Annotated in this window: 12 protein-coding genes; 7 read left to right on the forward strand and 5 right to left on the reverse strand. The window is 72.8% G+C overall.

All coding sequences use genetic code 11. From position 1 onward, the window contains the following. Nucleotides 1–75: 75 nt before the first annotated feature. Both murJ and ACZ4VK_RS02975 read right to left on the reverse strand, forming a co-directional pair. Nucleotides 76–1,689 carry a murein biosynthesis integral membrane protein MurJ gene (gene murJ, locus ACZ4VK_RS02970; RefSeq protein ID WP_468347798.1) on the reverse strand — a complete coding sequence of 538 codons (1,614 nt, stop codon included), beginning with the start codon at nt 1,687–1,689 and terminating at the stop codon, nt 76–78. After that, the gene (locus ACZ4VK_RS02975) at nt 1,686–2,873 is read right to left on the reverse strand and encodes a lipid II:glycine glycyltransferase FemX (RefSeq protein ID WP_468347800.1); all 1,188 of its coding nucleotides are present in this window, start codon (nt 2,871–2,873) and stop codon (nt 1,686–1,688) included. The genes murJ and ACZ4VK_RS02975 overlap by 4 nt, the downstream gene beginning before the upstream one ends. Before the next feature lie 206 nt (nt 2,874–3,079). On the opposite strand from ACZ4VK_RS02975, the gene ACZ4VK_RS02980 reads away from it, so the two are divergent. Beyond that, nucleotides 3,080–4,249 (forward strand): L,D-transpeptidase, encoded by a 1,170-nt coding sequence (locus ACZ4VK_RS02980; protein WP_468347802.1) that lies wholly within the window; start codon nt 3,080–3,082, stop codon nt 4,247–4,249. Nucleotides 4,250–4,711: 462 nt separating this feature from the next. Here the strand turns inward: ACZ4VK_RS02980 and ACZ4VK_RS02985 are convergent, their stop codons facing one another. After that, nucleotides 4,712–5,365 carry a pirin family protein gene (locus tag ACZ4VK_RS02985; protein WP_468347804.1) on the reverse strand — a complete coding sequence of 218 codons (654 nt, stop codon included), beginning with the start codon at nt 5,363–5,365 and terminating at the stop codon, nt 4,712–4,714. 82 nt (nt 5,366–5,447) lie between these two features. Here ACZ4VK_RS02985 and ACZ4VK_RS02990 point away from each other — a divergent pair, with 82 nt between their 5' ends. The 5 genes from ACZ4VK_RS02990 to fabF all read left to right on the forward strand — a co-directional run bounded on the left by ACZ4VK_RS02990 (nt 5,448) and on the right by fabF (nt 10,333). After that, a complete protein-coding gene (locus tag ACZ4VK_RS02990; RefSeq protein ID WP_468347806.1) occupies nt 5,448–6,629 on the forward strand; it encodes a PucR family transcriptional regulator in 1,182 nt (393 codons plus the stop codon). Between the two features lie 89 nt (nt 6,630–6,718). Continuing rightward, nucleotides 6,719–7,636, forward strand: a complete 918-nt coding sequence (locus ACZ4VK_RS02995; RefSeq protein ID WP_468347808.1) for an ACP S-malonyltransferase — start codon at nt 6,719–6,721, stop codon at nt 7,634–7,636. An 18-nt stretch (nt 7,637–7,654) separates the two neighbouring features. After that, nucleotides 7,655–8,686, forward strand: a complete 1,032-nt coding sequence (locus ACZ4VK_RS03000; protein WP_468347810.1) for a beta-ketoacyl-ACP synthase 3 — start codon at nt 7,655–7,657, stop codon at nt 8,684–8,686. 56 nt (nt 8,687–8,742) lie between these two features. Further along, nucleotides 8,743–8,991, forward strand: a complete 249-nt coding sequence (locus ACZ4VK_RS03005) for an acyl carrier protein (RefSeq protein ID WP_030220891.1) — start codon at nt 8,743–8,745, stop codon at nt 8,989–8,991. A 79-nt stretch (nt 8,992–9,070) separates the two neighbouring features. After that, nucleotides 9,071–10,333 (forward strand): beta-ketoacyl-ACP synthase II, encoded by a 1,263-nt coding sequence (gene fabF / locus ACZ4VK_RS03010; protein WP_468347812.1) that lies wholly within the window; start codon nt 9,071–9,073, stop codon nt 10,331–10,333. A 61-nt stretch (nt 10,334–10,394) separates the two neighbouring features. Here the strand turns inward: fabF and ACZ4VK_RS03015 are convergent, their stop codons facing one another. Then, the gene (locus tag ACZ4VK_RS03015) at nt 10,395–11,930 is read right to left on the reverse strand and encodes an outer membrane protein assembly factor BamB family protein (protein WP_468347814.1); all 1,536 of its coding nucleotides are present in this window, start codon (nt 11,928–11,930) and stop codon (nt 10,395–10,397) included. Between the two features lie 68 nt (nt 11,931–11,998). Continuing rightward, complete coding sequence (locus ACZ4VK_RS03020) at nt 11,999–12,493, reverse strand: DUF3145 domain-containing protein (protein WP_389679005.1); 495 nt, start codon at nt 12,491–12,493, stop codon at nt 11,999–12,001. 259 nt (nt 12,494–12,752) lie between these two features. Between ACZ4VK_RS03020 and ACZ4VK_RS03025 the strand changes: the two genes are divergently transcribed. After that, on the forward strand, nt 12,753–13,646 hold the full coding sequence (locus tag ACZ4VK_RS03025; RefSeq protein WP_468347816.1) for an SGNH/GDSL hydrolase family protein: 894 nt from the start codon (nt 12,753–12,755) through the stop codon (nt 13,644–13,646). Nucleotides 13,647–13,668: the final 22 nt, after the last annotated feature.

A 13,668-nucleotide genomic window follows, 5' to 3' on the forward strand; every position in this document is an offset into this window, starting at 1 on the left:
TCCCAAGGTCGACGGGCCCTCGGGGAGGGCGGGGGCTGAGGCGGACCGGGACCGGCCCGGGCCCGGCGAGGGGCGTCACCGGCGGCGGAGGCGGGTGGAGGCGGTGGCCAGGAGGGTGTGGACCTCCGTGAGGCGGAGCGGGCGGGCCAGTACGGCGAAGGTGCCGAGGACCGTGAGGGCTCCCGCGAGGCCCGAGGGCACCGCCCCGGCCGGTCCGGTCAGGTCGGTGACGAGGAGCCCGTACCCGGCGGCGGGCACGGCCGCGAGCAGCAGCCGTACGAGCGCGGGGGCGGACCCGCCGGCCGGGGTGCCGCCGAGCCGGCGCCGCAGCACGTACGCCGTGAGGCCCCAGCCCGCCCACAGGGCCAGGGAGTACCCGGCGGCCATGCCCGCGACGGCCCAGCGCGTCGGCAGGTAGTGGAAGGCGGCGAACGACAGGAGCGCGTTCAGGCCGGCGATGACCAGGTTCAGGAGGAACGGGGTGCGGGTGTCGCGGAGGGCGTAGAACGCGCGGGTGCACACGTACTGCCCGGACAGGGCGACGAGGCCGGGCGCGAAGGCCATCAGGATCCAGGACATCGCCCGGATGTCGTCGCCGCTGGTCGCCCCGTACCGGAAGACGACCGTCATCAGCGGTACGGCGAGCGCGAGGAGGGCGCAGGCCGCGGGGACGACCGCCGCCGAGCTGGTGCGCAGCGCGTACGAGACGTCCCGCCGGACCCCGGCGAGGTCGCCGTCGGCGGCGGCGCCGCTCATCCGGGGCAGCAGCGCGGTGACGAGGGAGACGGTGACGATGCCGTGCGGGACGGTCCACAGCAGATAGGCGTTGTTGTACGCGGCGAGGCCTCCGCCGCTGACCGACGCACCGGCCGTCGTGGCGAGCAGGGTGGTCACCCAGTACGCGCCCTGGTTGGTGAGGACGAGCAGCACCAGCCAGCCGGCCGAGCGCAGCGGGGCGCCGAGGCCGCTGCCGCGCCAGTCGAGGCGGGGCCGCCAGCGGAAGCCGGCGGCGCGCAGCGAGGGCACGAGGGCGAGGGCCTGGAGGGCGATGCCGGCGGTGGTGCCCCAGCCGAGCAGCGCGGTCTCGCCGGGGGTGAGGGTGCCGCCGTCGCTCACCACGAGGAAGAGGCCGAAGACGGAGACGACGACCACGTTGTTGAGGACGGGCGTCCACATCATGGCGCCGAAGCGGCCCCGGGCGTTGAGGACCTGGCCGAGGAGGGTGAAGAGCCCGAGGAAGAGGATCTGCGGGAGGCACGCGCGCGCGAAGGCGAGGGTCATCTCCCGTCGTTCGCCCGCGTAGTCGGTGTACGTGTCGACGATCAGGGGAGCGGCGAGGACCGCGAAGGCCGTGATCAGGGCCAGGGCGAGGGCGCAGAGGGTGAGGAGCCGGTCGGTGTAGGCGACGCCGCCGTCCTCGTGCTCCTTGGCGGCCTTGACCAGTTCGGGGACGAAGACGGCGTTGAGTGCGCCGCCGAGGAGCAGCATGTAGACGATGGTGGGGACGGAGTTGCCGACCGCGTAGCCGTCGGCGACGTAGCCCGCGCCGAGCGCGGCGGCGACGACGGCGGCGCGGACGAAGCCGGTGGCGCGGGAGACGAGCGAACCGGCGGCCATGAGCGCGCCGCTGCGGAGCGCGGACGGTCTGCCCTTGGACCGGGGGCGTTCGGCGGTGAGCGTGGCCGTCATCGACGGGCCATGTACGCCTGGAAGGCGCGGTACAGCGCGTGGTTGGTCGTGCCTCGCATCGGTGTCTCCCATTCCCCCAGCGTCTCGACGACCTGGCCGCCCGTGCCGAGCTTCCAGCGGAGGAGGCCGTGGGCGCGGTCGTCCGGATCGAGGGTGGAGGGTACCCCGCGCAGGTCGTAGACGGCGGCGCCGAGGGCGTGGGCGTCGAGCAGCATGCGCCACTGGAGGGCGTTGGAGGGGCGGACCTCGCGGCGGTGGTCGGCGGAGGCGCCGGTCTGGTACCAGACGCGTCCGCCGACGGTGACCATGGTGTGGGCGGCGAGGATCTCGCCCTCGTGGCGGGCGAGGTAGAGCTTCATGCGGCCGGGCTGTTCGGCGTTGAGGACGGCGTACTGGCGCTCGTAGTACGCGAGGGAGCGGCCGAGCCGGAAGCCGTCGCGCTCCTCGGTGACGCGGAGCAGCCGGTAGAACTCGGGCAGGTCGGCGGCGGAGCCCACGGTGATCTCGACGCCGGACTTGCGGGCCTTGCGGACGTTGCGCCGCCATTCCTGGTTGAGGCCGCTCCACAGGTCGTCGGTGGTGCGCCCGGTGAGCGGGACCTGGAAGACGTGGCGGGGCTGGGCGTCGGCGCCGTCCTCGGACTCGCCGCCGCAGCGCCGCCAGCCGCGTGCCCGCAGGCGTTCGGCGACGACGGTGCCGAGCGGGTCGACCTCGTCGGCGAGGACGTCGGCGAGACGGCGGCGGGGCCCGGTGCCGGCCTTGACGGTGGCGGCGCTCCACCGCCGGTGGGCGGGGCCGGGACCGATGCGTACGGCGAAGGCACCGGAGGCGCGGAGATGCCCGAGCAGCGGATCGAGCCAGCCGTCGACGTCGGGGTCGGACCAGTCGGCGACGGGCCCTTCGGGAAGGTAGGCGAAGTACTTGCGGGTGCCGGGGAAGGGACGCAGGAGCACGAGGGCGACGCCGGTCAGCGGCCCCGACTCGGGTCCCCAGCCGACGAGTTGGTGGCACCAGCCGTCCTTCACCTGGGCCCATGAGGGCACTTGGAGGAAGCTGGCCCCGTCGGCACCGGTGCGGGTGGCGAGGAAGGCGCGGTAGGCCTCGGGGGTCACCGGACCGAGCCTGACCGGTCCCGCGGGGGCACGGTGGTCGGTGGGTGCGGCCGTCACGAGCAGCGCTGACACAACGGGTGCCTCCTTGTTCCGCCCCTCGGTGGTGGGGCGCACAGCAGGCTCACAGCCGTTTTCGACGGAAGCGCGCGGTCAATGTGACCGGACCATGACCGTTGCGTCGCAGCCCTCGTCACATGGGCCTCGCCCGGCCTCCGGGCCGCGGGGGCGACCTACAGTCCAGACATCCCACCCACTTCCCCACATCGCGGAGGTCTTCCGTGCTGCGCATACGCACACCCCGTCCCGTTCTCGCGGCCGTGGCGCTGAGCGTCTCCCTCACGGCCTGTACGGCGCAGGCGGCGAACGGCCCCTCGCAGGACCGGGCCCCGGCGTCGGCGGCCCCGCCGGCGAAGGTGACCGTCGTGGACCCGGCGGCCGGCCGGCCCGTGACCGTGACCGCGTCGGGCGGCACGATCTCCACGGTGAAGGTCGCCGACGCGGACGGCGGAACCCTCACCGGCCGTACGGGCGCGGGCGGCACGCGCTGGACCTCGGACCGCAAGGCGGCGCCGGGCGGCTCGTACACGGTGGAGGTGACCTCCCGTACCGCCGACGGCAAGGAGTCGACGACCCGGTCCTCCTTCACCACCCCCGAAGCGGAACGGGTCAACAAGCTGACCCTGGCTCCCGGCAAGAACACCACGGTGGGCATCGGGCATCCGCTGTCGATCGTCTTCGACCTGCCGGTGACGCGGAAGGCGGACGTGGAACGGCAGTTGAAGGTGACCACGTCGAACGCCACCGAGGGGTCCTGGGGCTGGGTGAAGGACCACTCGGGCCGGGACAGGGCCGACTGGCGGCCCCGTGAGTACTGGAAGCCGGGCACGAAGGTCACCCTGCGAGCGGACCTGAACGGCACGGACTCGGGCGGCGGCTGGTTCGTACGGGACTACCGCACCGGCTTCACGATCGGCGACGCGCAGATCGTCAAGGTCGACCTGGACGCCCACAGGCTGACCGTGCGGCGGGACGGCCGCACCGTCCGCACGATCCCGGTCTCCGGCGGCACCCCGGGCGGCGACAAGCGGTCGTGGCGGGGCACGGCCGTCCTGATGTCGAAGGAGGGCACCATCAACATGAACTCGGAGACGGTGGGCCTCGGCGACGCGTACGACAAGGACGTCGACTACTCGATGCGGCTGACGTGGTCGGGGATGTACGCGCACGCGGCGCCGTGGAACGCGGCGTACTTCGGCAGGGCGAACAAGAGCTCCGGGTGCATCGGGATGAGCGACGCGGACGCGGCGTCGTTCTACGCGTCGGTGAACGTGGGGGATCCCTTCGAGATCAGCGGTCGCGACACGAAGGGGGTCGTGGCGGAGGGCAACGGGTACGGGGCGTGGAACCTGAGCTGGGCCGCCTGGCAGGCGAAGAGCGCGCTGCGCTGACGCGCCCGCCACCACCGGGGCGGCGCCTCGCCCACGCCGTGTGCCGGGGCGGTACCCACCCGCCGGGGGCGGCGCCTCGCCCGCCGCCGTGTGCGCCCACCGCCCGGGGCGGCGCCCCGCCGACCCCCCGTGTGGGCAATCGTCCCGCAGGGCGGGACGGGTGGGCACACGGGACGGCGCCCCTTGGCGGGCGCCTCCGCCCCTTGTGCCTGGACCCGCACCGACTGCGCGCCGCACACCGGGGTGCGGGTTCGGGCGCGGAAGCCTGGGCCCGGCAAGGGGCGCCGTCCGTTGTGCCCACCCGTTCCGCCCCAGCGGAACAGATGCCCACAACGGGGGCGGAGGCGGCACGGTGAGGGTGGGCACCGCCCCGGCGGACCGGTGCCCACAAGCGGGTGGCGGGGGCACGGTGAGGGTGGGCGCCGCCCCGGTGGAACCGGTGCCCGCAACGGGGGTGGGCGGCTATGGGGCCCGCATCTCCCAGAGCAGGACCTCCGCGTCGCCCTTGGTGGTCAGCTCCGCGCCCCCTCCGCCGGTGATTCGGGCCGCGTCGCCGGGGGCAAGGTCCTCGCCCTCCAGGAGGACCGTGCCGCGTACCACGTGCACGTACGCGAAGTCGGCCGCCGGTACGGCGGTGCGAGTGCCGGCCGTCAGGCGGTGGACGTGCAGCACCGCGCCCGCCGACGGGAGGTCGTACGCGTCCCCGATCCCCCGTACCACCTCGTACGACGGCTCCCCTCCCGGCGAAAGCGGGGCCAGCCACATCTGCACGAAGACCAGGGGCTCGTCGGCGTCGTTGCGTTCGACGTGGCGGACGCCGTCGGCGGAGCTGAGGCGCTGGAGGTCGCCGGGGCGGACGACCGTCGTGTGGCCGGCCGTGTCGTGGTGGGTGAGCTCGCCCTCGACGACCCAGGTCACGATCTCCGTGTGACGGTGCGGGTGCTCGTCGAAACCGGCGCCGGGCGCGAGCCGTTCCTCGTTGCAGGCGAGGAGGGCGCCGAAGCGGAGGTTGTCGGGGTCGTAGTGCGGCCCGAAGGACAGGGCGTGCCGGGTCTCGATGCCGGCCGCCGGGTCGCCCCCGGGGTACCGCCCGTCGGCGCGCTGGATGCGTATCACGGGCCCTACGGTAGTGCCGTCTCCGGAGGCGAAGCCGCCCCGACCCCGCACGCCGGCGTCCCGATAAGGCAGTCTTGTCCCCGTGCCAGAACCCACGAACCTCCCTCACCCGCACACCGCGACTCTGAAACGCCTCGAACAGTCCTCCGGGCGGCTCGCCGCCAACGCCATTGCCCGCATGGACGAGACGCTGCCGTGGTACCGGGCGATGCCGCCCGAGAACCGGTCGTGGATCGGCCTGGTCGCCCAGGCCGGTATCGCCGCGTTCACCGAGTGGTTCCGGCACCCCGAGACCCCGCAGGCGATCTCGACGGACGTCTTCGGCACGGCGCCCCGCGAGCTGACCCGGGCGATCACGCTGCGCCAGACCGTGGAGATGGTCCGCACCACGATCGAGGTCATGGAGTCGGCGATCGAGGAGGTCGCCGCCCCCGGCGACGAGTCGGTGCTCCGTGAGGCGCTGCTCGTCTACGCCCGGGAGATCGCCTTCGCGACGGCCCAGGTGTACGCGCAGGCCGCCGAGGCCCGGGGCGCCTGGGACGCGCGCCTCGAATCGCTCGTGGTGAACGCCGTCCTGTCCGGCGAGGCCGACGAGGGTGCCGTCTCCCGCGCGGCGGCCCTCGGCTGGAACTCCCCCGACCATGTGTGCGTGATCCTCGGCACGGCCCCCGACGGCGACAGCGAGCTGACGGTGGAGGCGATCCGCCGGGCGGCCCGTCACGCCAAGCTCCAGGTCCTCACCGGCGTGCTCGGCGACCGTCTCGTCGTCATCGCGGGCGGCAACGACAACCCGCTCGCCGTGGCGAAGGCCCTCATCGGCCCGTACGCCGCCGGCCCGGTCGTCGCGGGACCCGTCGTCCCCGACCTCCTCGCCGCGACCCGCTCCGCGCAGGCGGCGGCCGCCGGCCTCAAGGCGTGCACGGCCTGGCAGGACGCCCCCCGGCCCGTTCTCGCGGACGATCTCCTCCCGGAGCGCGCGATTGCCTCCGACCCTTCGGCGCGCGAGCAGCTGGTGGAGGAGATCTACAGACCGCTGGAGGAAGCGGGCTCGGCCCTCCTGGAAACTCTCAGTGTCTATCTGGAGCAGGCCAGCAGCCTGGAAGGCGCGGCCCGGATGCTCTTCGTCCACCCCAACACCGTGCGCTACCGGCTTCGACGTGTGACCGACGTCACCGGCTGGTCACCCTCCGATGTCCGCTCCGCGTTCACGCTGCGGATCGCGCTCATCCTGGGGCGCTTGGCCGACGGAGATCCGCAGTCCTAGACTTTTGTCGAACACCAACAATTCCCCCGACGGTTCTTCGTCCCTGTCCCCACGGGCGCTCGGAGCCGTCCGCAAGAGAGAGTGTGAGGGTGCTCGTACTCGTCGCTCCCGGCCAAGGCGCCCAGACGCCCGGCTTCCTGACTCCCTGGCTCGAACTCCCCGGTGCCGCCGACCGCGTCGCGGCCTGGTCCGACGCCATCGGGCTCGACCTCGCCCACTACGGCACGAAGGCCGACGCGGACGAGATCCGTGACACCGCCGTGGCCCAGCCGCTCCTCGTCGCCGCCGGCCTGCTGTCCGCGGCCGCGCTCGGCGCCGTGTCCCCCGGCGTCGTCGCCGGTCACAGCGTCGGCGAGTTCACAGCCGCCGCGTTCGCCGGCGTCCTCGACGACACTGCCGCGCTGCGTCTCGTACGCACCCGTGGGCTCGCGATGGCCGAGGCCGCCGCGATCACCCCGACCGGCATGTCGGCGCTGCTCGGCGGTGACCCCGAGGTGACCGTCCCGCACCTGGAGAAGCTCGGTCTGACCCCGGCCAACGTGAACGGCGCGGGCCAGATCGTGGCCGCCGGCACCCTGGAGCAGCTGGCCGCCCTGGAGGCCGACAAGCCCGAGGGTGTCCGCCGGGTCGTCGCGCTGCAGGTCGCCGGCGCCTTCCACACCCACCACATGGCCCCGGCCGTGGCGAAGCTGGAGGAGGCGGCGAGGGAGCTGTCCCCGGCCGCCCCGGCCACGCGCTACGTCTCCAACAAGGACGGGCAGGTCGTCACCGACGGCGCCGAGATCGTGGCCCGCCTGGTCGGCCAGGTCGCGAACCCGGTCCGCTGGGACCTGTGCATGGAGACCTTCCAGGAGCTCGGCGCGACCGCGCTGATCGAGGTGTGCCCCGGCGGCACCCTCACCGGCATCGCCAAGCGCGCCCTGAAGGGTGTGCCCACGGTCGCTCTCAAGACTCCGGACGACCTCGACGCGGCCCGTACGCTCATCGCTGAGCACGCGGCCGTCTGACAAGGAGTGTCGAGAAGCATGTCGAAGATCAAGCCCAGCAAGGGCGCCCCGTACGCACGGATCCTCGGTGTCGGCGGATACCGCCCCACCCGGGTCGTGCCGAACGAGGTGATCCTCGAGACGATCGACTCGTCCGACGAGTGGATCCGCTCGCGCTCCGGTATCGCCACCCGCCACTGGGCCTCGCCCGAGGAGACCGTCGCCGCCATGTCGGTGGAGGCCTCCGGCAAGGCCATCGCCGACGCCGGGATCAGCCCGGACCAGATCGGCGCCGTGATCGTCTCCACGGTCTCGCACTTCAAGCAGACCCCTGCCGTCGCCACCGAGATCGCCGACAAGATCGGCGCCGGGAAGCCGGCCGCGTTCGACATCTCCGCCGGCTGCGCGGGCTTCGGCTACGGCCTGACCCTCGCCAAGGGCATGGTCGTCGAGGGTTCGGCGGAGTACGTGCTCGTCATCGGTGTCGAGCGGCTCAGCGACCTGACGGACCTGGAGGACCGCGCGACAGCCTTCCTGTTCGGCGACGGCGCCGGCGCCGTGGTCGTCGGCCCCTCCGACGAGCCGCACATCGGCCCCACCGTCTGGGGTTCCGAGGGCGACAAGTCCGAGACGATCAAGCAGACCGTCCCGTGGAACGAATTTTACGTGGGCGACGTCTCCAAGCTGCCGCTCAACGAGCAGGGCGAGATCAAGTTCCCCGCCATCACGCAGGAGGGCCAGGCGGTCTTCCGCTGGGCCGTCTTCGAGATGGCGAAGGTCGCCCAGCAGGCCCTGGACGCCGCCGGCATCTCGGCGGACGACCTGGACGTCTTCATCCCGCACCAGGCGAACATGCGGATCATCGACTCGATGGTGAAGACGCTGAAGCTGCCGGAGCACGTCACGGTCGCACGCGACGTCGAGACCACCGGCAACACGTCGGCCGCCTCGATTCCGCTCGCGATGGAGCGGCTCCTGGCGACCGGTCAGGCGAAGAGCGGCGACACGGCGCTCATCATCGGCTTCGGGGCGGGTCTCGTCTTCGCCGCGACGGTCGTTACCCTCCCCTAGGCACTCCGGTTCTTCCGGAAGCCCATACCCAAGCAATCACAAGAAGGAGCGCCACCATGGCCGCCACCCAGGACCAGATCGTCGAAGGCCTCGCCGAGATCGTCAACGAGATCGCCGGCATCCCGGTCGAGGACGTCGAGCTGGGCAAGTCGTTCACCGACGACCTGGACGTCGACTCGCTCTCCATGGTCGAGGTCGTCGTCGCCGCCGAAGAGCGCTTCGACGTGAAGATCCCGGACGAGGACGTCAAGAACCTCAAGACGGTCGGCGACGCTGCCGACTACATCCTGAAGCACCAGGCCTGATTCGGCCCTCGCTGACTCGGTCCGCCACCCGGCGGTGGCGCCGTATTCCGACCATCACACACATGGAGAACGAATTCCTGTGAGCTCGACCAATCGCACCGTGGTCGTCACCGGTATCGGCGCAACCACACCGCTGGGTGGCGACTCCGCATCGACCTGGGAAGGTCTGATCGCGGGACGCTCCGGCGTCAAGCCCCTGGAGGGCGAGCGCTTCGCCGAACTGCCCGTGCAGATCGCCGCGACCGCAGCCGTCGACCCCGGTGACGTCCTGCCCCGCCCGCTCGCCCGCAAGCTGGACCGCTCGGCGCAGTTCGCCGTGATCGCGGCCCGCGAGGCGTGGGCCGACGCGGGCTACACCGCCCCGGCCGGCGACGACGAAACGATCGTTCCCGAGCGGCTCGGCTCCGTCATCGCCTCCGGCATCGGCGGTGTCACGACGCTGCTCGACCAGTACGACGTGCTGAAGGACAAGGGCGTCCGCCGCGTGTCCCCGCACACCGTGCCCATGCTCATGCCGAACAGCCCCTCCGCCAACGTGGGCCTGGAGGTGAACGCCCGCGCCGGCGTCCACACCCCGGTCTCCGCGTGCGCGTCGGGCGCCGAGGCGATCGGCTACGCCGTCGAGATGATCCGTACCGGCCGTGCCGACGTGGTCGTCGCCGGCGGTACCGAGGCCGCGATCCACCCGCTGCCGATCGCCGCCTTCGCCAACATGATGGCGATGTCCAAGAGCAACGACGAGCCGACGAAGGCCTCGCGTCCCTACGACACCGGCCGTGACGGCTTCGTGCTCGGCGAGGGCGCGGGCGTCGTGATCCTGGAGTCCGAGGAGCACGCGAAGGCGCGCGGCGCGCGCATCTACTGCGAGGTCCTCGGCCAGGGCCTGTCGGCCGACAGCCACCACATCGCGCAGCCCGAGCCGACCGGCCGGGGCATCGCCGCCGCGATGCAGAACCTGCTCGACGCGACGGACCTCAAGCCGTCCGAGGTCGTCCACCTCAACGCGCACGCCACGTCGACGCCGCAGGGTGACGTCGCCGAGATCAAGGCGCTGCGGAAGATCCTGGGCGACGACCTCGACCACGTCGCGATCTCCGCGACGAAGTCGATGACCGGTCACCTCCTCGGCGGCGCGGGCGGCATCGAGACCGTCGCGACGGTCCTGGCGCTCCACCACCGCCTGGCCCCGCCGACGATCAACATCGACGAGCTCGACCCGGCCGTCGACGCGGACATCGTCCGCGACGAGCCCCGCGAACTCCCGCAGGGCACGATCGCCGCGATCAACAATTCGTTCGGCTTCGGTGGCCACAACGTGGTCCTGGCGTTCCGTACGGTCTGAGTCTGATCCGCGTCTCGCCGAAAGGCCCGTCCCCTCTCCGGGGGCGGGCCTTTCGTGTGGGTCAGCGCAGGGCGAAGGCGGCCGGTTCGGTCTGGATCAGGATCTGGTTGAGGACGACGTGGCCGCCGGGGACGGGGACCAGTTCCGGGTGGATGGAGACCTGCGGCCGCTTCTCGGTGTCCGGGGCGAGGACCTGGTGGACGGTGCCGGTGGCACGGTCGAGGAGGGTGACCGTCGCGTCGTACCCCAGGTAGGCGACGCGGCCGTCGGGCTCCGCCGCGAGCGCCATCATCTGGGCCTCGTTGTCATGGGCCCACACCTTCCGGCCGTCCTTCAGGGAGTACGCGACGACCGTGCCCGGGGAGACGGGGTCGCTCGCGGCGAAGGTGACGAGCAGACCGTCGAGGACGAGGGGCCTCACGGTACGGCCGTAGGGCACGCTCCAGAGGGCGGAGAGGACGCCCTCGGGGCCGGTGAGCGGCACGCTCACGGTCGGCGCCCCCTTGTCGTCGAAGCCGAGGAAGGCGTGGGTGCCCCGGGCGTCCGCCTCGTCGACGGCGACGACGGCGGGCGAGACGGAGATCACCGACGCCGAGGCCGTCGACTCGACGGGCAGGTCCCTGGCCCACCGCCGGGCTCCGGTACGGGTGTCCAGAGCGAGGAGCCGTGCCCCCTTGCCGCACTGTTCGACGACGAGGGTGCGGGTGGCGTCGGCGTCGAGCGCCAGGACGCCGCACCCCTCGGGCAGCGCCCGCTGCCAGCGCTGCTCGCCGGACTCCGTGGCGCGGGCCCGTACGGCCCCGTCCTCCGCGGTCACGGCGGTCGCGCCGCCGACGGCGAGTGCCCCGGGAGCGACGCCGCCGCCGATGTCCCTCTTCCACAGGACCTTGCCGTCCGAGGCGCGGACGGCGAGCAGGGTCGCGCAGGGCTTGTCGTGGCGGCCGTGGGCGACGAGCCCGACGCCCTCTCCGACGCCCGGGGTCATCGCGCACAGGGCTTCGCGGGCGGGTGCGGGGACGCTCCAGCGGACGGTGCCGTCGGCCGCGTCGTACGCGAAGAGTCCGTCGATCCGCCCGTGGGCGACGGCGGGGCCGAGGCCCCAGGAGCCGACGCCGTGGTCGTGTTTCTGGCCGGCGCCCGGGATCGTCCACGCGACGGCCGGCTTCCGGTCGGTGGACGGGGAGGATGGGGAGGACGGGAAGCCTGAGGCCGTGGGCCTCCCCGTGTCGCCCGCCGCGAGCGCCCAGACGCCCGCGGCGAGGAGCGCGAGGACCCAGACGACGGCGGCGGCCACGAGCGAGGACCGGCCCCGGGCGGCGGAGCCGGTGGTGCCGTGGGTCTTCGCGAGGCCGGTGGTGTCGGCGGTCTTCGTGCGGCCCTCGTGGCCGACCGGCGCCGCGTCCTGCCGCTCGGTCGCCGGTGCCGCCGTCGCGTCCGTACCGCCCCGTCGTACCACTCGGACCGTGACACCCACGGCCGTCAGGACCACGGCGCACACCAGCGCCGCCCACCCCGTCGGCCAGACCCCGCCGGCCGCTCCCGCCCCCAGGAAGACCACCGCAGCGCCGAACAACGCCCCCGACACACCGTCACGCATCGCGTCTCTCCCGCCCGGCGTGCCCCCTGCCCGCCCGGGCGGAATCTACAGCGCGCCGGTGAAGAGCGTCAGACGACCTGGTGGAGCCAGCGGACGGGCGCGCCCTCGCCCGCGTACCGGAAGGGCTCCAGTTCGTCGTCCCAGGGCTTTCCGAGGAGCTTGGCGATCTCGGCCTCCAGCTTGGTCTCGCCCTGCGCGGAGCGCGCCAGGGCGGCCCGCAGCCGGTCCTCGGGGATCAGGATGTCGCCGTGCATGCCGGTGACGGCGTGGAAGATGCCCAGGTCGGGGGTGGCGCTGTAGCGCTCGCCCTCGGCGGTGGGGCAGGGTTCCGCGGTGACCTCGAAGCGGAGCATCTGCCAGCCGCGCAGGGCGGAGGCGAGTTCGGAGGCGGTGCCGGTGCGGCCCTGCCAGGAGAACTCGGCTCTCCAGGTGCCGGGGGACGCCGGCTGGCGGATCCAGTCGAGCTGGACCCTCGCACCGAGGACGCCCGCGACCGCCCATTCGACGTGCGGGCACAGCGCGCGCGGTGCGGAGTGTACGTACAGGACTCCACGTGTCGTCACCGGGACCTCCAGTGTGGGACGAGGTTCGCCTTCCCCAGCGGCCTCAGTAAACAGCATCAGGAGCAAAACATCGCAAACCCTCAAAAAGGGGACAGCATGTGACGTGATGTAATTTACCGGAGCCGGTCGGCGAAGATGCCTCTGGTTCGACGGGGGAAAAGCTACCGTGCCGCACCGTCATCGGTGTGACGTACGGTCGGTCCGGGGCGGGGTGAACACGAAGCTTTCACTCGCGAGGACGCCGAAGGAGGGGCCGGGGATGCGCGGCCGAAGCCGATTCCGTACCGCTGTCGCCACCGCGACGGCGGCGCTGCTGTGCGCGGGGGCACTGTCCGGCTGCACCGCGGGAGAGCCCGCGGCGAAGACCGCCACGGCCAAGCCGGCGCAGAGACCGACGCCGAGGCCGGCCCCGCTGTGGGACGTCTCCCCCGGCTCCGTCGCCGCCGTCGGCGACTCCATCACCCGGGCCTTCGACGCCTGCGACGTCCTCGCGGACTGTCCCGAGGTGTCCTGGGCGACCGGCACGGACACCACGGTGAACAGTCTGGCGCTCCGCCTCCTCGGCCCGGCCAAGGTGGCCACCCGCAGCTGGAACCTGGCGCGGTCGGGCGCGCGGATGGCGGAGCTTCCCGGGCAGATGGCGGTGGCGGCCGCCGAGAAGCCCGAGCTCGTGACGGTGATGATGGGCGCGAACGACGCCTGCCGGCCGACCCCGGAGCTGATGACGCCGGTCGCGGATTTCCGTGCCTCCTTCGAGGCGGCACTCGCCCGGCTGCGGGCGGGCGCGCCCAAGGCGCAGGTGTACGTGGCGAGCGTGCCCGACCTCAAGCACCTGTGGTCGACGGGGCGGCTGAGCCCGATGGGGCTCGAGGTGTGGAAGCTGGGGATCTGCGGCTCGATGCTGGCGGACGCGGAGGACCTGGGTCCGGTGGCGGAGCGGCGGCGGGCGACGGTCCATGAGCGGGTGGTCGCGTACAACGCGGTCCTGAGGGATGTGTGCGCGAAGGACGCGCGGTGCCGGTACGACGGTGGGGCGGTCTTCGGTTTCCGCTTCGACGGCGGGCAGTTGAGCCCGTGGGACTGGTTCCATCCGAGCAGGGACGGGCAGGCGCGGCTCGCGGAGCTGGCGTACCGGCGGATCACGAAGGGGTGAGGGGCCCCGGGACGGTTGTCAG

This window comes from Streptomyces sp. NPDC028711, assembly GCF_055565415.1.